The sequence below is a fragment of the Rhodococcus sp. 2G genome (genome assembly GCF_001886355.1).
GTDB classification, from domain to species: Bacteria; Actinomycetota; Actinomycetes; order Mycobacteriales; family Mycobacteriaceae; genus Rhodococcus; species Rhodococcus pyridinivorans.
Genome location: NZ_CP018063.1, coordinates 3,826,603 through 3,847,189 on the forward strand (window position 1 = coordinate 3,826,603; position 20,587 = coordinate 3,847,189).

The 20,587-nt window shown below is 65.7% G+C and carries 20 protein-coding genes and 1 tRNA gene; 11 read left to right on the forward strand and 10 right to left on the reverse strand.

Annotated elements, in window-relative coordinates; all coding sequences use genetic code 11:
- Nucleotides 1-4: 4 nt before the first annotated feature.
- The 3 genes from BO226_RS17980 to BO226_RS27780 all read right to left on the reverse strand — a co-directional run bounded on the left by BO226_RS17980 (nt 5) and on the right by BO226_RS27780 (nt 777).
- Nucleotides 5-292, reverse strand: coding sequence for a hypothetical protein (locus BO226_RS17980; protein WP_071935875.1), 288 nt, complete (start codon nt 290-292; stop codon nt 5-7).
- A 63-nt stretch (nt 293-355) separates the two neighbouring features.
- A complete protein-coding gene (locus tag BO226_RS17985) occupies nt 356-550 on the reverse strand; it encodes a helix-turn-helix domain-containing protein (protein WP_071935876.1) in 195 nt (64 codons plus the stop codon).
- Nucleotides 547-777 (reverse strand): helix-turn-helix domain-containing protein, encoded by a 231-nt coding sequence (locus tag BO226_RS27780; RefSeq protein WP_071935877.1) that lies wholly within the window; start codon nt 775-777, stop codon nt 547-549. Before BO226_RS27780 ends, BO226_RS17985 begins: the two co-directional genes overlap by 4 nt.
- Nucleotides 778-852: 75 nt before the next feature.
- On the opposite strand from BO226_RS27780, the gene BO226_RS17995 reads away from it, so the two are divergent.
- Genes BO226_RS17995 through BO226_RS18005 form a run of 4 tightly spaced genes read left to right on the forward strand, consistent with a single transcriptional unit; the run spans nt 853 to nt 3,129 of the window.
- Entirely contained in the window at nt 853-1,395 is a 543-nt protein-coding gene (locus BO226_RS17995; protein WP_083543682.1) for a helix-turn-helix domain-containing protein, read from the forward strand.
- A gap of 46 nt (nt 1,396-1,441) precedes the next feature.
- Nucleotides 1,442-1,789, forward strand: coding sequence for an ImmA/IrrE family metallo-endopeptidase (locus BO226_RS18000; RefSeq protein ID WP_198040575.1), 348 nt, complete (start codon nt 1,442-1,444; stop codon nt 1,787-1,789).
- Nucleotides 1,771-1,950, forward strand: a complete 180-nt coding sequence (locus BO226_RS27185; protein WP_156895266.1) for a hypothetical protein — start codon at nt 1,771-1,773, stop codon at nt 1,948-1,950. The genes BO226_RS18000 and BO226_RS27185 overlap by 19 nt, the downstream gene beginning before the upstream one ends.
- Before the next feature lie 15 nt (nt 1,951-1,965).
- Nucleotides 1,966-3,129: a tyrosine-type recombinase/integrase gene (locus BO226_RS18005; RefSeq protein WP_071935879.1), complete on the forward strand. Its 1,164-nt coding sequence runs from the start codon at nt 1,966-1,968 to the stop codon at nt 3,127-3,129.
- A gap of 116 nt (nt 3,130-3,245) precedes the next feature.
- Here BO226_RS18005 and BO226_RS18010 read toward each other — a convergent pair.
- Together BO226_RS18010 and BO226_RS18015 are read right to left on the reverse strand one after the other, a co-directional pair.
- Nucleotides 3,246-3,330, reverse strand: a tRNA-Ser gene (locus tag BO226_RS18010).
- 51 nt (nt 3,331-3,381) lie between these two features.
- Nucleotides 3,382-3,852, reverse strand: a complete 471-nt coding sequence (locus tag BO226_RS18015; protein WP_006553483.1) for a MarR family winged helix-turn-helix transcriptional regulator — start codon at nt 3,850-3,852, stop codon at nt 3,382-3,384.
- 119 nt (nt 3,853-3,971) lie between these two features.
- Between BO226_RS18015 and BO226_RS18020 the strand changes: the two genes are divergently transcribed.
- Complete coding sequence (locus tag BO226_RS18020) at nt 3,972-4,958, forward strand: NAD(P)H-quinone oxidoreductase (protein ID WP_006553482.1); 987 nt, start codon at nt 3,972-3,974, stop codon at nt 4,956-4,958.
- On the opposite strand, the gene BO226_RS18025 is transcribed toward BO226_RS18020, so the two are convergent.
- On the reverse strand, nt 4,955-6,154 hold the full coding sequence (locus BO226_RS18025; RefSeq protein WP_024102719.1) for a cysteine desulfurase-like protein: 1,200 nt from the start codon (nt 6,152-6,154) through the stop codon (nt 4,955-4,957). The genes BO226_RS18020 and BO226_RS18025 overlap by 4 nt on opposite strands.
- Nucleotides 6,155-6,300: 146 nt before the next feature.
- Between BO226_RS18025 and BO226_RS18030 the strand changes: the two genes are divergently transcribed.
- From BO226_RS18030 to glfT1, 3 genes are all read left to right on the forward strand, one after another.
- On the forward strand, nt 6,301-6,885 hold the full coding sequence (locus BO226_RS18030; RefSeq protein WP_006553480.1) for a bacterial proteasome activator family protein: 585 nt from the start codon (nt 6,301-6,303) through the stop codon (nt 6,883-6,885).
- A gap of 77 nt (nt 6,886-6,962) precedes the next feature.
- Entirely contained in the window at nt 6,963-7,814 is an 852-nt protein-coding gene (gene wzt / locus BO226_RS18035; RefSeq protein ID WP_085989319.1) for a galactan export ABC transporter ATP-binding subunit Wzt/RfbE, read from the forward strand.
- Nucleotides 7,807-8,697, forward strand: coding sequence for a galactofuranosyltransferase GlfT1 (glfT1, locus tag BO226_RS18040; RefSeq protein WP_016692663.1), 891 nt, complete (start codon nt 7,807-7,809; stop codon nt 8,695-8,697). The genes wzt and glfT1 overlap by 8 nt, the downstream gene beginning before the upstream one ends.
- Nucleotides 8,698-8,709: 12 nt before the next feature.
- Here the strand turns inward: glfT1 and BO226_RS18045 are convergent, their stop codons facing one another.
- Nucleotides 8,710-8,901, reverse strand: coding sequence for a hypothetical protein (locus BO226_RS18045; RefSeq protein ID WP_198040679.1), 192 nt, complete (start codon nt 8,899-8,901; stop codon nt 8,710-8,712).
- 91 nt (nt 8,902-8,992) lie between these two features.
- Here BO226_RS18045 and BO226_RS18050 point away from each other — a divergent pair, with 91 nt between their 5' ends.
- Nucleotides 8,993-9,487 (forward strand): hypothetical protein, encoded by a 495-nt coding sequence (locus BO226_RS18050; protein WP_156895267.1) that lies wholly within the window; start codon nt 8,993-8,995, stop codon nt 9,485-9,487.
- 171 nt (nt 9,488-9,658) lie between these two features.
- A complete protein-coding gene (locus BO226_RS18055; RefSeq protein WP_064257195.1) occupies nt 9,659-11,440 on the forward strand; it encodes an AMP-dependent synthetase/ligase in 1,782 nt (593 codons plus the stop codon).
- Nucleotides 11,441-11,483: 43 nt separating this feature from the next.
- Here the strand turns inward: BO226_RS18055 and BO226_RS18060 are convergent, their stop codons facing one another.
- Both BO226_RS18060 and BO226_RS18065 read right to left on the reverse strand, forming a co-directional pair.
- Entirely contained in the window at nt 11,484-13,976 is a 2,493-nt protein-coding gene (locus BO226_RS18060) for a response regulator (protein ID WP_064257196.1), read from the reverse strand.
- Between the two features lie 162 nt (nt 13,977-14,138).
- The gene (locus BO226_RS18065) at nt 14,139-15,428 is read right to left on the reverse strand and encodes a TerD family protein (protein ID WP_024102712.1); all 1,290 of its coding nucleotides are present in this window, start codon (nt 15,426-15,428) and stop codon (nt 14,139-14,141) included.
- Nucleotides 15,429-15,531: 103 nt separating this feature from the next.
- Here BO226_RS18065 and BO226_RS18070 point away from each other — a divergent pair, with 103 nt between their 5' ends.
- Nucleotides 15,532-17,058 (forward strand): hypothetical protein, encoded by a 1,527-nt coding sequence (locus tag BO226_RS18070; protein ID WP_064257197.1) that lies wholly within the window; start codon nt 15,532-15,534, stop codon nt 17,056-17,058.
- A 29-nt stretch (nt 17,059-17,087) separates the two neighbouring features.
- Here BO226_RS18070 and BO226_RS18075 read toward each other — a convergent pair whose 3' ends face one another.
- Entirely contained in the window at nt 17,088-20,528 is a 3,441-nt protein-coding gene (locus BO226_RS18075) for a DEAD/DEAH box helicase family protein (protein WP_064257198.1), read from the reverse strand.
- Nucleotides 20,529-20,587: the final 59 nt, after the last annotated feature.

The following is a 20,587-nucleotide window of genomic DNA, read 5'->3' on the forward strand; positions in this document are numbered from 1 at the left end:
GTTTTCACGCTCCGTACTGCAGGAAGCTGACGGCGCGGAGGCCTGCGTAGCCGATGCCACCGACGGCGAGGAGGTAGAGGACGCCGCGGATTTCGAGGGCGAGTGCGGGTTCGGTCGAGCGGGGCTCGGTGTCGCGGACGGTGACGACAGGCGCGTCGATGGTGGTCGGTGCGGAGGAGACGTTGACCGGGAGGCTCGCGTAGTGGGCGTCGAGTTCGTCGAAGATCGGGGTGTAGCTGGGTTCGGGGTTGACGGTGAAGAGTTCGGGGGCGGTAGCCTGAGTGTTCGACATCGGGTTTCCTTGTCTATTCGGTGTCGGTGGCCGTCAGCTGGTGGATCAGCTGACGGCCCTTCTCTATTCGGAGTGCGCCTTTTCCTCGTGCATTGCAATGAACCGGTGCAGCTCTGCTCGAGATACCTTGCGACCCCGACCGATTCGCACGAATGCAAGTTCTCCGGAGTTCCAGAGGTCATGGACGGTCGTTTTGCTAATCCCAAGGAGTTCAGCGGCTTCGCTACCACTCAAGAGAAGCTTTTCGGCTCCACTCATGCCGTCAGCCCCATATCACTGCCTCCGTCCGCCTTGCTGGCAATACTGGCGGCGAGCGCCTTCGAGACGACACCGAGCCATTTGATCGAGGGGTTGCATTGGCCGGTCTCGACCCGAGACAGATAGGTCGGGCTGACATCCGCCAGCTCTGCCACTTGGTCCAGGGTCAGACCGGCAATTTCGCGGAGTCGCCGTAACGCTTGTCCGGTGGAGGCTGCCGTGGTCATAGGCAAGACACTAACCATTCTTGCCCAAAAATGGCAAGCAATTGGAGTTATCTTGCGCAGGAGGGTGGATAACCAATGGGCAAGGGTGATACATTTTCGGGCATGAATCGCGACCAAAGCAGGCAAGAATCTGTTTCTCATCTACCCATGGATGAGGCCGCCCGCGCTCAGTGGGCGAGCAAGATTCGCCCCGCTCGCATGGCAAAACACCTCACGCAAGAAGAGCTCGCCGAGCTCTCCGGAGTTGCCCGCCGCACCATCGGCAACATTGAGTCCGGCCGCATGATTCCCCAGGCGGCGAACCTGCGAAAGCTGATGATCGCCCTCGACCTCGGTCCAGAACCCGAAGAGTCGTACCCCGAGTTTGTCCGCGAGTGGATCGCTGTCATTGCACCGCTGATTCAGGCCATTCCTCAGCCACCGCGCAACGCAGTGATGACCGAAGTAGTAATGCTCCTTGGCAACGCAGCCGGAGGGGTGGGCAAGGTTCATGCCTTGAAGCCGAGGATGCAGGCTCCCACTCTCGATGATCTCGAAGGAGAAGAGTATGTCGCGTACACGAAGCGTGATGACGAGCGAGGCGATGACGACGCGACCGACCACGACTACATCCCGTAGGAGGTCGGAATTGGAGCGGCTACACCAGGCTGTGGCCGCTGCTGGGTTGATCGTTGTAGAGGGCGACATCCCCAGCAGCGAGCCTGCGCGCTACTACCCCTCGCACCGCTGCATCGTGCTTCGCGCCGGCATGCGCCGCGACGAGACCGTGTCAGTGCTCGCACACGAGCTCGGCCACCACCATTATGGGCACCGCTGCGCGCCCGACGATCTCTCCCAGGTGCGTCAGGAAAGACAGGCCGATGAGTACGCCGCGGAGCTACTCATCTCGGCTGCCGAGTACAAGGCGGCCGAGAGCCTCTACGGCCCGCATGACGGTGCGATCGCACACCATCTCGGCGTGACCACACGGATCGTCCAGGCATGGCGGGACGCATGGAGCAGGAGGAACTGACGGTGACGCAACAGATGCCGGATCCAAACAAGGAGTGGCCCAAGCTCAACGGCGACCAGGTCTATACGGCTTGCCGCCTACGTCTTGAACCCGACTCTCGCGATATATGGGATACCGAGGTCGAGGCGCCCGACCCCGACGGCCCCGAATGGGGAGCTTGAACGAAGGACGAGGACGTGGCACGAAGACAACAGCTACCGCCGCAAATCAAGAAGATTGAACTTGCGACGAAGGAGCGCGGCAAGCTCGCGATCCGGTATCAAGTGACGACCGACGCCGGGGTCGATCCGGAAACTGGCCGGCGGCGACAAACTCGAAAACGGTTCCGCACAGAGAAGGAGGCGAGGGACTATCTGTCGTCAACGACCGCCGATGTAGCTCGCGGTCTGCACGTGTCACCGTCGAAACTCACGGTCGGCCACGCGGTTCAGGACTGGTTGCAGACCCAACGCGTGAAGCCATCGACGCTCGCGGCATATACCGCGGCGCTGCGCCCCGTCGTCGAGCGGTTCGGTGATACCCCAATTCAGAAAGTCACTAAGGCGGACATCGAAGGACTCGTCCATGACCTACGCGTCGGGGCCGACGGTGCGAAGACGTGGAAAGCAACGAGCATCAATCCGATGCTTGCCCGACTCCGGGCTGTCATGGCTGATTTGCAGGCACAGGGCACGTTGGCTCGGAATCCTGCCGCCCTTGTGAAGCCCCTGGGGAAGGAACGGATCGAGTACAAGATCCTGACCGACGCCCAGGTGTCCGCGCTGAACACAGCGATTAAGCAGGACCGGATGGAGCACGTGTGGCGGCTCGCCTTGCTCGGGTTGCGTCGCGGCGAACTCGCCGGCCTTAAGTGGGACTCGGTCGACCTCGAGGAGAAGATGCTGACAATCTCCCGCAATCGCATCTCGGTCGGTGGCCGTGTCATCGAGGGCACTCCGAAGACGGGAACCTCGGCGCGAGTGCTCCCCCTCCCTGATGACGTCGTCGCGTTGTTGCGCCGTGCACGGACACGACGGAAGGAGGAGCAGCTGGCTGCCGGCGAGTCGTGGGTGGGTGACGGTGAATACCTCGCGTCAGACCGATGGGGCCGGCCGTTGCATCCTGGCAACCTCTCGCAATCGTGGCGCGCCATGCTCGCCCGCCATGGAATTCCGCATGTTCGATTGCATGATGCTCGTCACACTTGCGCGAGCCGTTTGCTTGCGGAAGGTGTCGACGCCGCGACCGTCGCGGCATGGCTGGGACATGCCAGCGCGGCAGTGACACTGGCGATCTATGCGCATACGACGCCGGACCGCCTCAAGAGCGCAGCAGCAGTACTCGACGCGAGTTCTTCATGAGTTGTGACAACCGGTGACAAACTCAGCCGCAACCCCACATTCGCGCAGCTCACGGCCCTGATCGGCCACGAAAAACAAAGAGCCTCTCACCTGCCGAAACAGATGAGAGGCAAGGGCGGAAGCGGAGGGATTTGAACCCCCGGACGCTCTCACGTCGCTCGCTTTCAAGGCGAGTGCATTCGGCCGCTCTGCCACGCTTCCGTGGCAGATCCTAACCGCTCCGCGCAAGCAGGGCATAACCGATTCGCGACCTCAGCGGTCGGCCAGAGTGTGCTCGACGCGCGCGAAGACCCGCGCCAGCATGTCGAGCTCGTCGGCCGACAGCAGGTCGATGAGGTAGTTGCGCACGTCGTCGACGTGGGTGGGGGCGGCCTCCGCCAGACGCCGCCTGCCTTCGTCGGTGATGGTGGCGAGCACACCGCGACCGTCGTCGGGGCACGAGCTGCGCACGACCATCTTCTCCTGCTCCATCCGCCGGATCTGATGGGTGAGCCGGCTGCGTGAGGAGAGCACACCGTCGGCGAGATCGCTCATGCGCAGGGCGCCCTCGGGGGCTTCGGAGAGCATGACCAGGATCCGATATTCCGCCAGCGACAGGTCGTGTCGGTCGTTGAGAGACCGACTGAGGGCGCTCATGAGACGGTTGTTGCCGTCCATGTAGAGACGCCAGGCCTCCTGCTCCTTTGCGGTCAGCCACTTGGGTTCGTCTCGTTCGCTGGTCACGCCGGGAGTGTAATGCCGACGGCCCGATCCGGTTACCGCACGGTAGCTTCGAGCAGGTGAGCGCGCGGCGAGCGGCGTGATCGTCTCCTCACTGCCCCGCACGCGATAGCGTCGAACACATGTATGCAATCGTCGCCACCGAACCCGGTGGTCCAGAAGTTCTCCGGTGGACCGAGCAGCCCGACCCGGACCTGCCTCCCGGGCACGTACTTCTCGATGTCGCGGCGACCGCGGTCAACCGCGCCGACCTGCTGCAACGGCGCGGCCTCTACCCGCCGCCCCCGGGGGCGAGCGACATCCTGGGCCTCGAATGCTCCGGAGTGATCTCCGAACTCGGCGAGGGTGTGACGGGCTGGAACATCGGCGACAAGGTCTGTGCCCTCCTCACCGGTGGCGGTTACGCCGAGAAGGTCGCGGTCCCTGCCTCCCAGCTGCTGCCCGTCCCGAAGGGCATGGACATCGCGGTCGCCGCGTCGCTTCCCGAGATCGCGTGCACGGTGTGGTCGAACGTCGTGATGACCGCCGGCCTGAAGCGCGGCGACGTCCTGCTCGTCCACGGTGGCGGCGGAGGCATCGGCACACATGCCATCCAGGTGGGCAAGGCGCTCGGCGCGAAGGTGGCGGTGACGGCCTCGGCCGGCAAACTCGACCGCTGCCGCGAACTCGGCGCCGACCTGGCGATCGACTACCGCGAACAGGACTTCGTCTCCGAGGTGCGCACTGCCTTCGGTGGCGCCGACGTGGTGCTCGACAACATGGGTGCGAAGTACCTGTCCCGGAACATCGACGTCCTCGCTCCGGACGGACGGCTCGTCGTCATCGGCATGCAGGGTGGCACGAAGGGTGAACTGCACCTCGGCAAGTTGCTCGCCAAGCGCGGTCACGTCATCGCGACCGGTCTGCGCGGCCGTCCGGACTCGGGGCCCTCGGGCAAGAGCGCGATCATCGACTCCGTGCGCGCCGATCTGTGGCCGCTCATCGAGGAGGCGAAGGTCCATCCCGTCGTGCACGCCGAGCTGCCGATCACCGAGGCGGCACAGGCGCACGAACTGCTCGACAGCCCCGAGACCGTCGGGAAGGTCGTGCTGCGGATCGAACGGAACTAGAGGTTGCGGAGCTCACGGACGAGCTGATCGACCTCGAAGCTCGTGGTGTAGGGGGCGAGGCCGATGCTCACCGCTCCCCCTTCGTCGCTGACGCCGAGGGAGTCGAGGAGCCGGCTCGATCCGCGGGTGCTCGCCACCGTCGCGATGCGGCGGTCGGCGAGATGCGCGGCGACCTTCTCGGCCGGGACCCCGTCGACGGTGAAACTGAGGGTGGGGACGCGGCTCGACGCGCGGCCGAGCACGATCACGCCGGTGAGACTGTCGAGCTGTCGCATCAGACGGTCGAACAGCACGTCCTGGTAGTTCTGCATCGAGCTGATCGAGATGTCGAGACGCTCGCGGCGCGAACCGGTGGCGTCGTCGTCCAGTGAGGCCATGAAGTCGATGGACGCGGGGATACCGGCGAGCAGACCGAACTGGTGACCGCCCACCTCGAGGCGTTCGGCGCCGCGCGCGTGCGGGTTCAGCGACATGGCCGGAACCCGTTCGAGATGCGCGGGGTCGGAGAAGACGAGCGCACCGATCTGCGGGCCGCCCCACGAGGCGATGTCGACGGTGATGACGTCGGCGCCGAGATCGTCGATGTCGACGTGGGCGTAGGGGGCAGCGCCCGCGGCGTCGACGACCATGAGCCCACCGACCTCGTGGACGAGATCCGCGACGACCCGCACGTCGGGCGCGGTGCCGACGATCGACGACGCCGCGGTGAGCGCGACGAGCCGGGTGGTGGGCGTGATGAGTTCCTCGTACTGCCAGGTGGGCAGCTCGCACGTCTCGATCTCGACCTCGGCCCAGCGCACCTGCGCGCCGTAGCGGCTCGCGACCCGCAACCAGGGAGCGATGTTCGCCTCGTCGTCGAGCCGTGAGAGCACCATGCCGGTGCCGAGCCCGAGGCGGGAACTGAGTGCTTCGGCGAGCCAGGCGAGCAATACCGCGTGGCTCGGGCCCAGGACGACCCCGTCCGGATCGGCACCCACGAGTTCCGCGACCGCGACGCGCGCCTCCTGGAGGATCGCGGCGCTGCGACGTGACGACAGGTGCCGTCCGGTCGACGAGGCGGCCGAGTTGCGGAAGGCAGTGGACACGGTGCGCGACACCACATCGGGGATCTGCATACCGGCCCGTGGATCGAGATGGATCCACCCGTCCCCGAGCGAGGGGATCAACCCCCGGATCCGGGCAACGTCGTAAGCCATGGCAGACACTCTAGGTCCCGATGTCAATGGGACGCGCCGTACCTGCACTCGGCGTTGTCCTCTCGGTAGGCTCGATCGGGGTACCCGGCACTCCGGGTCCCTCGGGTAACCGGGCACCCCCGAGGTGGGAAAGGGAGAATGGAGCCATGACGCATCCGGACAACGACCAGGTTCTCGTGATCGGCCCCGACGGCCGGCCCATCCGTGTCTCCCGCGAGGAGGCGGCCCGCGTGGAGGCCGACGGCCGGCCGGAGGAGGAGAAGACCGAGAACGGCGGCGAATCCCTGGCCGACATGGTCGAGCAGCCTGCGAAGGTCATGCGGATCGGCACCATGATCAAACAGCTCCTCGAAGAGGTGAAGGCCGCGCCGCTCGACGACGCCAGCCGCACCCGGCTCAAGGACATCCACCTGTCGTCCATCCGCGAACTCGGTCAGGGCCTCGCCCCCGATCTGCGGGAGGAACTCGAGCGGCTCGCGCTGCCCTTCGGTGAGGACGCGGTGCCCTCCGACGCCGAGCTGCGCATCGCGCAGGCTCAGCTCGTCGGTTGGCTCGAAGGTCTGTTCCACGGCATCCAGACAGCGCTGTTCGCTCAGCAGATGGCGGCTCGTGCCCAGCTCGAGCAGATGCGTCAGGGAGCGCTTCCTCCCGGCGTCGCGCAGGGCGGTCGCGGCCAGAACGATCAATCGTTTCCCGGTCAGACCCACCCCGGAACCGGCCAGTACCTGTAGTCCCACCGGGTACGCCCCGGGACTCGGGTATCGGCGCGACGGGTACGCTCGGGTCCCGTGTCAGCGTCTGGAGCAGCATCGTGAGTCGGGTCAGCATCGAAACGCGCGGCGCGTGCGTCGACTTTCCCATCTTCGACGCCAAGACCCGGTCCTTGAAGAAGGCCTTCCTGGGTAAGGCGGGCGGGGCGATCGGCCGCAACGACTCCGATGTCGTGGTCGTCGAGGCTCTGCGCGACATCACGATGTCGTTGAAGGAAGGCGACCGCGTCGGGCTCGTCGGCCACAACGGTGCCGGCAAGTCCACGCTGCTGCGTCTGCTCTCCGGGATCTACGAGCCCACGCGCGGCCACGCTCGGGTGAAGGGTCGCGTCGCGCCGGTGTTCGACCTCGGCGTCGGCATGGACCCGGAGATCTCCGGCTACGAGAACATCATCATCCGCGGCATGTTCCTCGGGATGAGCCGCAAGCAGATGCTGGCCAAGGTCGACGAGATCGCGGACTTCACCGAGCTCGGCGACTACCTCAACATGCCGCTGCGCACCTACTCGACCGGTATGCGGGTGCGTGTCGCGCTCGGCGTTGTCACCAGCATCGATCCCGAGATCCTGCTGCTCGACGAGGGCATCGGCGCGGTCGACGCGGAGTTCATGAAGAAGGCGCGGGTGCGTCTGCAGGATCTCGTCGCGCGCTCGGGCATCCTCGTGTTCGCCAGCCATTCGAACGAGTTCCTCGCCCAACTGTGCGACCAGGCGATGTGGATCGACCACGGCCAGATCCGCGAGCAGGGCGACATCGAGCACGTGGTGCGCGCCTACGAGGGCGACGAGGCCGGCGATCACGTGCGCACGATCCTCCACGAGCTCGAGCGTGAGCGGATCGCGAAGTCCGCCCCCGACGCCGCGGCCTCGACGGGTTCGAACGGTGGCTGACGAACGGATCATCGGCGTCGTCGTCACACACCGCCGACGCGAACTGCTGGCGGATTCGCTGAAAGTTCTTGCCTCGCAGTCCCGTCCGCTCGACCATCTCGTGGTGGTCGACAACGGCGACGAGGACGCGGTGCGTGAGCTCGTCGACGCGGTGGACCTGCCCACGAGTTATCTCGGCTCGAAGCACAATCTCGGTGGAGCAGGCGGCTTCGCCCTCGGCATCCTGTACGCGCTGTCGCTGGGAGCCGACCGGGTGTGGCTCGCCGACGACGACGGCCGCCCAGAGGGACCGGACGTGCTCGCGACGCTGCTCGACTGCGCGCAACGCAACGGCCTGGCCGAGGTGTCGCCGGTCGTGTGCGACATCGCGCAACCCGACCGCCTCGCCTTCCCGCTGCGTCGCGGTGTGGTGTGGCGGCGGTGGCGGCACGAACTCGGCGACGAGGACCTGTTGCCCGGCATCGCCTCGCTGTTCAACGGTGCGCTCTTCACCGCCGCGGCGATCGACGCGGTGGGTGTGCCCGACCTGCGCCTGTTCGTCCGTGGCGATGAGGTCGAGGTGCACCGGCGTCTCGTCCGCTCGGGACTGCCCTTCGGCACCTGCCTGCAGACGGCCTATCTGCACCCGGACGGTGCCGACGAGTTCAAGCCGATTCTCGGCGGCCGGATGCACACGCAGTATCCGGACAACGACACCAAGCGCTTCTTCACCTACCGCAACCGCGGCTACCTGCTGTCGCAGCCGGGACTGCGCCGGTTGCTGCCCCAGGAATGGGTGCGGTTCGGCTGGTACTTCCTGATCACGCGCCGCGACCCGGCCGGTCTGCGCGAGTGGATCCGGTTGCGCAGACTCGGGCGCGAGGAGAGATTCGAACGCCCCTGACGGTGCCGTCGCTCAGTCGGTGATGACCGTCTGCGCTGCGATCTCCTCGAGTTTCGCGTTCGCCCAGCGCAGTTGGCGCAGGGTCTGCGGATGGCAGCGTTCGGAGAGGGCGAGATAGGTGTCGACGCGGGTGGGCCAGCGTTGCCCGCGTCCGTAGGGTGTGCGCGAACCCCACGGATCCGCGATGCGATCCACGGTGGTCATGTTCCCGGCAGTACCCGGGGTGGGAGTGCTCCAACGTTGCACCCCCACACGACCGGACCTTCAGTTCCTCGCAGCGACGATGATGGCGTGGATGATCCATACCGGCAGCCACGCGCCGCACGTGATCAATGTGAGGACGAGATGCAGGAGATGGGGGGCAGTCCGCGCGTTTCACATTATTGACGGTGACCTGCTGGATCGGCGCGAACGGCTGCGGGGGCGGGTACGCAGACTGCGGATGCCCGTGGAACTGCTGATGCGCGTAATTCTGTGGCGGGTACTGCTGTTGCGCGTGCGGATACGGCTGCTGATTCTGCTGCTGTGCATACAGGTTCTGCTGGTGCTCGGCGACTCTCCGTTGCTGTTCTTCGAGCGCGATCTGCTGATGGTGGTCTCGAAGACACTGAGCTTCGGCCTCGCGCTCCTGCTCTTCCTTCCAGGCGCGAAGACGGTTCAACTCCTCGAGTTCCCCTGGCTCGAGATCCCTCTGGTACTTCGGTTGCGGTTCCCAGTTTCCTGCCGGTCCGGTCATCGGTGGTTCCTCTCCCCTCGCCGGTTCCACGAAACCGGAACGAACGTCAAATAGGTCGAATCGTACAGACAGGAGTCACTACAGCCGAGATCTGACTCTGCCTGTTCCTCAGTCCATCCCATCAGGACACGCGCGCGAAATCTCGGAACACAATCCGGCAGATCCGACCGCGGATGTACGCACTTCGTCCTACACTTTCGCCACCCTCGACCTCGGGAGCCAGTGATGACCCCTCGTGCCACCTCACCGTCGACCCTCTGCGAAGCCTTCCAGACCACCGCCGCGGCGTACCCCGACAAGGTCGCGCTGCGCACCCCCGACGACTCCGTCTCCTACACCTGGCGTCAGTACGCGCAGCGCGTCGAACGCCTCGCCGCCGGACTCGCCGGGCTCGGCGTGAACCGCGGGGACACCGTCGGCCTCATGCTCACCAACCGGCCCGAATTCCACCTTCTCGACACCGCCGCGATCCACCTCGGCGCGGCGCCGTTCTCGATCTACAACTCGCTGACCGCCGAACAGATCTCGTACGTGCTCGGCAATGCCGGCAACCACGTGATGATCGCCGAGGAACAGTTCGTCCCCGTCCTGCGGCAGGCGATCGGCGACACGAAGGTCGAGCACCTGGTGTGCATCGACGGCACACCGGAAGGCACCATCTCCCTCGACGGCCTCGAGGCCGCCACCGATCCGTCCTTCGACTTCGAGGCCTCGTGGAAGGCCGTGCAACCGCCCGACCTGCTGACCCTCATCTACACCTCGGGCACCACAGGCCCGCCGAAGGGTGTCGAACTCACCCACGCCAACCTGCTCGCCGAACTCGAAGCGACGAGCTCGTATCTGCCCATCGGTCCGGACGACCGGATCCTGTCGTATCTGCCCGACGCGCACATCGCCAACCGCTGGGGCTCGCACTACTCGAGCCTGTACAGCGGCATGCAGATCACCACGCTCGACGACCTCAAGCAGGCCATCACCGTGCTACCGAGCCTGCGACCGACGCTCTTCGGCGCCGTCCCCCAGGTCTGGTACAAGCTCAAGGCCGCGATCGACAAGACCCTCGCCGAGGAGTCGAGCCCGATCAAGAAGAAGCTCGCGCTGTGGGCGATCGAGGTCGGACGCAAGCGCGCCCGGCTGCAGTCCGACGGCAAACCGGTCCCCCGGTCCCTCGAGGTGCAGCACACGGTGGCCGACAGGCTGGTGCTGTCCGCGATCCGCGGCAAGCTCGGTCTCGACCAGGTCCGCGCCGCCGTCACCGGCGCCGCGGCGATCTCGCCGGAGGTCCTCGAGTTCGTTCTCGCCCTCGGCATTCCGTGCTCCGAGGTGTGGGGCATGTCGGAGACCTCGTGCGTGGTCACGATGAACCGGCCGGGCGCCATCCGCATCGGTACCGTCGGCCAGGCCGTGCCGTGCGCGCAGATCAGGATCGCCGAAGACGGCGAACTGCTCGTCTCCGGCCCGCTGCTCATGAAGGGCTACCGCAACGACCCCGAGAAGACTGCCGACGCAATCGATTCCGGCGGCTGGTTGCACACCGGCGACATCGGCGAGATCGACGCGGACGGTTACCTACGGTTGATCGACCGGAAGAAGGAGATCATCGTCAACGCGGCGGGGAAGAACATGTCGCCCACCAACATCGAAGGCGCCCTGCGTGCCGCGTGCCCGATGCTCGGTGGCGCCGTCGCCATCGGCAACGACCGCCCCTACAACGTCGCCCTGCTCGCACTCGACCCCGACGCCCTGGCCGTCTTCGCCGAACAGCACGGTCTCAGCGGCACCCACGAGGAACTCACCCAACATCGGGTGGTCCTCGAATCGATCGCGAAGTCGGTCGAGGAGGCGAACAGCAAGCTGTCGCGGGTCGAGCAGATCAAGAAGTACACGGTGCTGCCGACGATCTGGGAACCCTCCGGCGACGAGCTGACCCCGACGATGAAGCTCAAGCGCAAGCCCATCGATGCCAAATACGCGGAGGAGATCGACAAGTTGTACGCGGGAGCCTGATCCGTCACCGCGCCGACCGGTTCGCAGGACCGTTGATCGCGCCCTACCTCGACGAATCGCTGAGCGAGACGGTGTAGTCGCCGACGATCTGCTCAGCGATCTCACGCACCTTGACGTTGCGGTGCTGGGAGAAGGCGACGAGCTTGTCGAAGGCCGCGTCGGCATCGCACTTGAACGTAGCCATCATCAATCCGACGGCCTTGCTCAGCGTCGAACGGGTCTCCAACGCCGTCTTCAACTGGTCGGATTCACGTTCCCGCGCGACGAGCATCTGCTCACGCAGCCACGACAATTCGAGGTTCACGCGAACGCGGGCGACGAGTTCATCGGGGTGGAACGGTTTGGTGATGTAGTCGTCGGCGCCGGTGCGCAGACCACCGATCGTGGCCTCCGCGCCGGCACGTGCCGTCAGGAGGATGACCGGCAGACGGGAGGTCGCCGGGTCGCGGCGGATCTCCTCGAGCAGCTCCACCCCGTCCCGGCCGGGGAGCATGATGTCGCTGAGGACGAGATGCGGCGGTCGCGATCGGATCCGCTCGAGTGCGGCATCGCTGTCCCCCACCGCATCCACGTGCCAGCTCTGGCGACGCAACAACTGCGTCAGGTAGTCACGCATGTCCGCGTTGTCCTCGATCACGAGGATCCGTGGCAACGATTCCACATCCTCTCCCTGCGTGGACGATTCGTCCTCGTCGAAAGTGACCCTGTCCCACTGTTGCGCTTCGCCGATGTACATGGCGCTCAGATCCCCCGGGACGGTTCCCGCAGGCGACTCCGACGTCGGGTCGAGGACACGGGGAACGGACACGGTGAAGGTGCTGCCGCCCCCGAGCTCACTGGACACGGTCACACTTCCGCCGAGCGTGTGGATCCAGTCCGAGACGAGGGACAGACCCAGCCCGATGCCCTCCTGACTGCGTCCGCCGGCGCTCTCGACGCGATGGAACCGTTCGAAGATGCGACCGAGTTCCGATTCCGGAATGCCGAGACCGGTGTCGGCGACCTTCAGGACCAGCAGATCGTCCTCGACGTCCAGATCCACATCGATCGTTCCCGAGGGGGTGTACTTGATCGCGTTCGAGAGCAGGTTCAGCACGATATGAGCCCACGTCTGGGGATCGAGCCGGGTCTGCTCGGCCGCCGCGTCGGCGATCCGGCTGCGCAGGTCCAGGCCCGCACGCTGAGCCGCGTCGGCGAACAGGTCCACACATTCGGCCGTGAGCGCCGCCGGATCGGTCGGCCTCAGGGGCTTCCGCGACGGGTCGGTCTCGGCACGCGTCGCTTCGAGCAACGCGTCGACGAGCCGCCGCAACCGGATCGCGGCGCGCTGAGAGGCCTCCAGCGACTGCCGCTGCGCGTCCGTCAACGTCGTGGCCTCGTCGAGCACGCTCTGCAACGGACCAAGGAGCAGCGTGAGCGGCGTGCGGAACTCGTGGCTGATCGATTCGAGGAACCGCGTCTTGGCAGCGTCGAGCGCCGCGAACGCATCGGCCCGGCGACGCTCGGCATCCATCGCCGACGCATCACGCAGCAGTCCCGAGATCTTGGTGGCGACGAGCTCGACGAAGGTGGAATACGCAGCGTCGAACACCCGGTACGGGCTCAATCCGACGGCGAGGACACCGAGCGGGAAGTCGTGTCCCGACGCCGTCAACGGCACGAGGAGGAGGGTGCCGATCGGATGGTCTCCGAGGGTTCGCTGCGGGTCGAGCAGATCCGGGGAACGCTCGGCGACGCCGGAGACGACGATCGGTTCGGAGGCCCTGGCGGCCTTCGACAGCAGCTGGTCCTCATCCGGTCCGAGCAGGGAACCCGAGAAGCCGGGCTTCGTCCCGATTACGGCGAGCTTCTTCCAGTTCGGTTGCGGATCATCGGGATCCACCACCCGACTGTCGAGGAACAGCGCAGCCAGCGGAATGTCCTGATGACTCGGAGCGAGCGCGTCCAACGCGTTCCGGCACGTCTCGATCACCGACATTCCCGAATCTGTGATCGCCACCGTGCCGAGACTGCTCAAGGCCTCCAGACGACGCTCACCGAGCACCCGCGAGGTGACATCGGTGGTCGCGACGAACACCCCGGCCACCTCGCCGGACTCGTCGCAGATCGGGCTGTAGGAGAAGGTCCAGTAGGTCTCCTCCTCGTAGCCGTGGCGCTGCATGAACAGCAGTTCCTCTTCGGCGAAGGTGGCCGTACCGGCCATCGCCCGTTCGACGCGCGCGCCCACCTCGTCCCACACCTCGTGCCAGCATTCCGGCGCCGGTTGCGCGACCGCCGCGGGGTACTTGTCGCCGAGGACGGGGATGATCGCGTCGTTGAAGATCTGCACCAGCTGCGGCCCCCACCACAGGAGCATCGGCACCTCGGACGGCAATACCGTCCGCACTGCCATGCGCAGTTCCGCCGGCCAGGACTCCACCGGCCCCAGAGGGGTGGCCGACCAGTCGGTCTTCCGAAACCGTTCCAGGCATTCTCCCGGCCCCGCGAACAGGCGTTCCGCCGACCACGCCTCTCCCGACTCGGCTGTCGCCCTCATGCCCCGTCACTCCCATCTCCGGTACGTCCCGCCCGCCGTCATTCTCCCCCGATATCGCGCAGAACGACGCCACATGGAGGACATGCGTCCTCCTTTCCCCAGGTGGGCCGGTGGTGGCGGTTCGTCGGGGAGGGAGAGAACGGCGTGTCGGCAGCAGATCGGCTATTTCGGGCACGCTCCGGCGTAGCGGTCCAGACCGAGGCCGTTGTTCCGCTTCTTGCTGCGACCGGTCGGGCCGCCCTTCGGGGAGCGCACCCAGTTGCCGGACGAGTCGAGCCCGGGCATGCGTTCGCTCCCGAACCTGCTGTACCGGGTCTCGCCGTCGACGGTCAGCACACCGTCCTGCACGTCGATGTGCGCGACGGTCGCCCAGTACGAGTTCTTCCCGTTGCCGACGTACACGAGGATCTCGTCGGCGTCGGACCCGGGCAGACCGTCGTGCCCGGCACGACCGTATCGAATTGCCACACGCGGCTTCCCGAACGTGTCGATCGCGCCCGCGCCGTTGTCGATGCTCTGGTAGATGTTGACGAGAAGATCACCGTTCTCGTTCGGCAGTACCCGAACCTGTTCGACCGCAGGCCTCTTCCCGTTGCCCGGACCCTTGCTGTCGCCGTAGTGGTGGATATGCGGCCACGTGTCGAGACTTCCGCGATGACCGGGATCTCCACTGACGACGATGTAGTCGTTCGTGTGCTCGTTGCGGCAGTAGAAGTAGACGTCGAGATCTCCGGTGCCGTACTTCTTCACATTGCCGTTCCGGTCGTATGTCGCACCGCGACCGTCCCATTCGAGTCCGACGGTGAGCACCCAGTTCGGATCGCCCTGCGACTTGCGCAGATCGATCCGGGCCGTCTGCGTGGGCGAATCCTTGGTGAGCGAGATCTGCACCTTCTCGAACGAGATCGGGCTCGCCGCAGGGGACGCCTTCGGAGCGGACACGGTCGGTTCGGGATCGTCGTCCGCATCGTCGACGACGATCCCGTGGTCGGTCGCGAACGCCGCGAGACCGTCCTGATAACCCTGGCCGACGGCGTCGAGACGCCACCCGCTCCCGCGCCGGTACAGCGCGACGACCTGCAGGACCGTTTCGGTGGCCAGGCCGGGCGGGACGAACTCCAGCATCTGACCCGGGCCGCGAACCTCGACGCGTACCCCTGGCACCTCACCGAAGGTGCGTCCCTGCGCCTCGGTGCTCGCGGCGACGAGCACCCGTTGGACGTCCGCCGGCACCGCGGACAGATCGACGGTGACGGAGGTGTCGGAGGTGAGGTGGACGCCCGGCGCCTTCGGGTTGTTGAAGAACACGAAGTCGTCGTCGCTGCGTACCCGGCCGGCGTCGGTGAGGAGGACGGCCATCAGGTCGACCGCTCCGTCCACGGCGGCACCGAGCCTCACCTCGTATCGGAGATCGGTGAGATCGGTCTTCGACCCCTTCGCTACCTCGGCCATGCGGTCCTCCTGTCAGTACGGGTGCTCACGAGAAGTTTCCTCGGTCTCTCGTCCACCATCGCATCCCTTACATTCGAGGCAGTCGGCAACGGGAGTCCCGCGGATGCGACAGGGACAGTGGACGCGGTGGTGGCCGCTCGCGGTCGCAACGGCGTTCGTCGTGCTGCTCGCCGCGACGAACGCGATCCCGACCTGGCCCGGACTGCTCCACCTGGTCGCCCTGCCGCCCCTGGATCAGTTCACCGACCTGCGGGTCCTGATGTCACGGGCACCGTCGTGGCCCGCCTTCCTAATCCTGTTCGCTCTGGTCGCCGTAGCCCGGGTCGTGCTCATGGCGTGGCTCCTGGGCGGCCTCGACGTCCGGCGTCTGCGCTGTGCGGCTCTGTTCTATGCGGTCGCATTCGGGCCGGTGCTGGTGGCAGCGTGCGCCGACGCCACCGCATACGCGGTGCTCTATGCCCGGATGTTCTGGCCCGCCGTCGCCCTCATTGCGATGATGGCGCTCGTCCTCGGACCGGTCCCTTGGCAGGGTCGATTCCGGTTGCGGGAGGCCGGCGCACTGACGTGGCGTCGTGGACTGCGAATCGAAGTGATGGTGCCGTATTGCGCAGTCGTCGCGACGCTGGGTGTAGTGGCAGACCGGCTTCCCGCCCTCACGGTGCCGCTCGTACCGGTCTCGGCCCTCGCGACCGGCCTGGCGATCGCGATGATGGATCGTCCCTCGCTGCGCAGACCGAGGTCGGTCCTGGCCGCGTTCGTCGCGGTGCTCGTCGCCGTGTCGATAACGTTCGTCACGACCCACGAGTCCGGCAGGCCCGAACCCGGCCCGCCGCAGCCGGGTTCGCTGATGATCCTGTCCGGAATCAACTCGGCCTCGGGACAGGGCAGGATCCACGCGACGGACGTCCACCGCCTCGGTTACGACTGCGAGCAGGTGCACTACTTCTCGTATGCCGGACCGGGCGACGGACAGCCGCAACACAACGCGACCTGCCCGATCCGCACGGGCGCCCCCTACGGGCCGAGCGATACCCAGCGTCCGTTCGGCGAGCAGGTCGACCTGTTCGCCCAGCAGGCGTCCGCGCTTCCTCGACCGCTGACGGTCGCGGCGCATTCGCATGCCGTATGGGTGGTGTGGGAAGCGGTCGCAACCGGGCGGGTCGACGCCGACGTGCTCCTGCTGATCGGACCGTTTCCGAGCACCCCGACCGGATACCCTCCACCACATGTGAACGAGCCGGGGCGGGTCGTGGGCGACCTGCTGCGGGCCGCCGTCCCCGTCACCGACCTGTTCCGCCTGCATTTCGACCCCGAGACACCGGCCGCCCGGGAACTGCTCGGCACCGCGGGAGCGGCCGAATCCATTCTTGCCCAATCTCTTCCCGTGAGAGTGCGGGCAATCACCCTCCCGTCGGTCACCGACCTACCCTTGACGGGCGACAGGCAATTCGACGTCGAACGAAACGGATGTCCGGCCCGGACTGCCCACCCCAACCTTCCGTTGTCACCGGCCTTCGAGGACACAGCCATCCGCTTCCTGAACAATCACCCTCCTCCGCCGTGCCCAGCATGGCGGGGGTGGGTCGCGGCGATCGCGCGGCCGTTCGGGATGCCCGGCCGAGGTGGGTAGTCCCGGCAGCTGCGGACAGGGAACGCAGTCTATGCGCTCTGCACGTCCGCCGAGTCGTTGACCGCGCGAATGGTCTGGACGAGGCGCAGAGCCTGCTCGGGTTCGAAGACCTGATCCGGACCCTGTGGGGCGTAGTCGGTGAACGGCGGCTCGTACAGCAGACCGGGATCCATCGCCCCGTGTTTCGTGAGGTGCGCGACGATCAGGTTGACGAAGTCGATCTGGCTGGCGGTCGCTGTCCGTCCCTCCAGGAAGTCCGCGAACGCCTGCTGAACGGCCTGCTTGTCGAGACCGACCAGTGACCGCACGAAGCGACCGAGGCCCTTCGCGTTCTCGACTGCGCGCTCGAGGTCCTCCTTCTCCCCCGCGCCGCTACGGACGAGCAGTTCTTCGAGGGACGCGAGGTCTGCTTCGGTGAGAGGCTTGCCCGACCGAAGCTTCTGCAGTGCCAGGTTGTCGGGCTGATAGCGGAGGTAGTCGCGCACCTTGGCGTTGAACCGGTCGGTGTCGGTCCCCGATCGCAACTCGGGCATGTCGCGTTCGACGACCTCGCCGAGGGTGTCCTGGAAGTCCGTGTAGACGATGGTGCGCTTCTTCTTCTCCAGCAGGCCGACAAGCGACCGCATCTCCTTACGAGCGTGTTCGAGCATCGGCGGGGTGATGTCCTGCCACCATTCGTCGGACGCCACTTCGCGGAGCAATGGTTCTTTGGCAGCCACCTTCGGAATGGACAGTTGTTCGAGCAGTCCGTCCGCGATCTCCCGGATCGACGTCTCGTACTTCGGCAAGGCTCCGTCGCCGTAGAGCACCGAGAGTTGCCCCCGCAGGATGACCAGGTCGAAACGTTTGGCCATCTCGTCGCTGTCCCGCACCGCGGTGGGAAGGTCGGCCAGTGATTCGACGATCTCCGCTGCCTTCTGTTCGTTCAGCGAATCCCAGGCGCTGCGATCCGAGTATTTCTCGACCTCGCGGCGCCTGGGCCGCACCAGGAAGTTCTCGGTGTTCATGCCGAGGACGGTGCGGTGGAGCCGGTCTGCCGTCTCGGTCCGGAGAACCGGATAGTCGGCAGTTTTCTCGAGCGCGACGAGCATTTCCGTTCGTGCTTCGAACAGCCGCGCAGACAAGGGACGCGCAAGGGCGCCTTCGGAGGCATCGGGGTACTGATCGAAGAACTCGAAGTTGCCGCACAGGTCGAAGATGAAGAAGTCTTCCTTGTCCTGTCCCGGCCCGTACAGGTCCGGGCACAGACGCGTGCCACGTCCCACCATCTGCCAGAACTTCGACTTCGACCGGACCGGTTTGAAGAAGACGAGGTTCACCACTTCGGGGACGTCGATGCCGGTGTCGAGCATGTCGACCGAGATGGCGATGTGGGGTTCCTGGTCGGGCTGCGAGAACTTGTCGATGAGGTCCTGGCCGTGGGAAACGGCGTGGGTGATGACCCGCGCGAAGCTACCCTTGTACTGCGGGTAGTTGTGGTCGAATCGGTCGGCGATGAACTGGGCGTGCTTCTGGTTCTTCGCGAAGATGATCGTCTTCCCGAGCCGATCCCCGCCCGCGACCTTGTGCCCGCGGGTCATCAGTACTTCGAGTGCCTTGTCGACGGTGTCGGTGTTGAACAGCCACTTGTTGACGGCTTCGGCGGCCACTGCGTCCGGTAGTTCGTCTTCGTCGGCATCGTCGCCCCAGTCGGTGGATTCCCACCGCTGACGTTCTTCTTCGGACAGCTCACTGCGCTTGATTCCCTTCAGCGGGAACGCGAGCGGGACCGTCACGGCGCGCGGCGGGACGAGATAGCCGTCGGCGATGGCATCGTCGAGTTCGTAATTGCCGGTGGGGACGCCGGTTTCGAGGTTGAACAACTTGTAGGTGTTGTAGTCGACCTCGTCTTTGGGAGTGGCGGTGAGGCCGAGAAGAAGCGAGTCGAAGTATTCGAAGATGCGCCGGTACTTCTGATACACCGAGCGGTGCGCCTCGTCGATCACGACGAGATCGAAGTGCCCCGGCCCGAAACGTCGTCGGCCGTCCTCCATCTCGTTGATCAGACCCATCATCGTGGGATACGTCGCGACGTAGACGCGGCCTTCGGTGCTCTTGTCGGTGAGCAGGTTGACCGGTGCCGAGTCGGGCAGGTGGGTCTTGAAAGCATTCACGGCCTGCTTGACCAGAGCCACACGGTCGGCGAGGAACAGAACCCGTTTGACCCAATTGGCGCGCATGAGCATGTCGGTGAGCGCGATGACAGTTCGTGTCTTACCGGACCCTGTTGCCATGACGAGCAGCGCCGCACGCTCGCGGTCGTTCTCGAAGTGTTCGGTCACCTGCCGTAACGCCGCTTCCTGGTAGGGGCGGCCGGCGATATGCTTGGGGATTTCGATGGATGCGAGCGGTTTACGGGTACGACGGCGCTGCATCTCGAGCGTCAACTCGTCGCGCGTGTGGAAACCCTCGATCGGACGAGGAGCGTAGTGCAGGTCGTCCCAGATATAGGTTTCGAACCCGTTGGTGTAGTAGATGATCGGACGCTGACCGTACTGCGCTTCGAGCCGGTCGGCATACAGTTTAGCCTGCTGTTGTCCCACGACGGCGTCCTTGGACGTGCGCTTGGCTTCGACGACAGCCAGGGGCAGACCGTCCGCGCTCCACAGCACGTAGTCGACGAATCCGTTCTTGCCGTCGGGCATGCCGGTGACGGGCACTTCCTTGCCCACCCTGTCGTCCGACCATCCGGCCTCGGCCAAGAGCAGATCGATGATGTCGCGGCGGGTCTGCGCTTCGTCGTAGTCGTGGGTGTCGGGTACAGCACGGGCCGCCGCCTGCGCTGCGGCGACCTGCTGCTGAAGCTGCGCGACGAGCTCTTCGAGGTTCTTGGTGACGAGTTCTTTCGCCTCGATCTCGGCGTTGCGCCCTTCGAGCTGTTCGATGAGCAGGCGACGCTGCTCTTCGGCGTCCTCGAGCTGCTGGTCTTTCTCGGCGAGCTGGTCTTCAAGTTTCTTGAGTTGCGCCAGTGACTTCGCCACCACTGCCCCGCCGCCGGGCTTGGGAAGTCGTGCCGGGTCGAACTGCGCGGTCGGGGACGGTTTGCTGCTGGGCTGAGTGGCATAGGTGCGCGCGAGCCACGACAGGATATGGAAGAGTTCGGCGAGCACTCGGCGGCCGACATCCTGCGAAACCGGTTTGGCTTCGTGAACGGCCTTATTGCCGTACTCCCGGATCAGATTCATCTTCGGAAGCACTTGCGGAGGAACGACCGTCTTGAAGACCGGGTCGTGCAGGCGAGCCGCGAGGTCGCTCTTGTAGGGGACCTGGATCTCTTCGACTCGGTACAGCCACTTGACGACGAGTTCGACGGTGCGGCGTGCGTAGAAACAGGTGGTGCGCGGGTCGAACAGGGCGTCGCGCTCGGCTTTCTTCGCCTCGGCGTGCAGCTGTGGCCACTCGGCCTGAAGGAAGTCGAAGTTCCCCACCATGCCCTCTGGTCCTCCTTGTAGTCGGGTCGCACCTGTTCGACCCATCGTGCCTCTATCGG

Excerpts from the sequence above, each read along its gene's own strand:
- BO226_RS17985 (WP_071935876.1), bottom strand. The coding sequence starts at position 550 with ATGAGTGGAGCCGAAAAGCTTCTCTTGAGTGGTAGCGAAGCCGCTGAA.
- BO226_RS18055 (WP_064257195.1), top strand. The coding sequence starts at position 9,659 with ATGACCCCTCGTGCCACCTCACCGTCGACCCTCTGCGAAGCCTTCCAG.
- BO226_RS18020 (WP_006553482.1), top strand. The coding sequence starts at position 3,972 with ATGTATGCAATCGTCGCCACCGAACCCGGTGGTCCAGAAGTTCTCCGG.
- BO226_RS18030 (WP_006553480.1), top strand. The coding sequence starts at position 6,301 with ATGACGCATCCGGACAACGACCAGGTTCTCGTGATCGGCCCCGACGGC.
- BO226_RS18050 (WP_156895267.1), top strand. The coding sequence starts at position 8,993 with ATGATCCATACCGGCAGCCACGCGCCGCACGTGATCAATGTGAGGACG.
- BO226_RS27185 (WP_156895266.1), top strand. The coding sequence starts at position 1,771 with ATGGAGCAGGAGGAACTGACGGTGACGCAACAGATGCCGGATCCAAAC.
- BO226_RS18025 (WP_024102719.1), bottom strand. The coding sequence starts at position 6,154 with ATGGCTTACGACGTTGCCCGGATCCGGGGGTTGATCCCCTCGCTCGGG.
- BO226_RS17980 (WP_071935875.1), bottom strand. The coding sequence starts at position 292 with ATGTCGAACACTCAGGCTACCGCCCCCGAACTCTTCACCGTCAACCCC.
- BO226_RS18065 (WP_024102712.1), bottom strand. The coding sequence starts at position 15,428 with ATGGCCGAGGTAGCGAAGGGGTCGAAGACCGATCTCACCGATCTCCGA.
- BO226_RS17995 (WP_083543682.1), top strand. The coding sequence starts at position 853 with ATGGGCAAGGGTGATACATTTTCGGGCATGAATCGCGACCAAAGCAGG.
- BO226_RS18070 (WP_064257197.1), top strand. The coding sequence starts at position 15,532 with ATGCGACAGGGACAGTGGACGCGGTGGTGGCCGCTCGCGGTCGCAACG.
- BO226_RS27780 (WP_071935877.1), bottom strand. The coding sequence starts at position 777 with ATGACCACGGCAGCCTCCACCGGACAAGCGTTACGGCGACTCCGCGAA.
- BO226_RS18060 (WP_064257196.1), bottom strand. The coding sequence starts at position 13,976 with ATGAGGGCGACAGCCGAGTCGGGAGAGGCGTGGTCGGCGGAACGCCTG.
- BO226_RS18075 (WP_064257198.1), bottom strand. The coding sequence starts at position 20,528 with ATGGTGGGGAACTTCGACTTCCTTCAGGCCGAGTGGCCACAGCTGCAC.
- BO226_RS18045 (WP_198040679.1), bottom strand. The coding sequence starts at position 8,901 with ATGACCACCGTGGATCGCATCGCGGATCCGTGGGGTTCGCGCACACCC.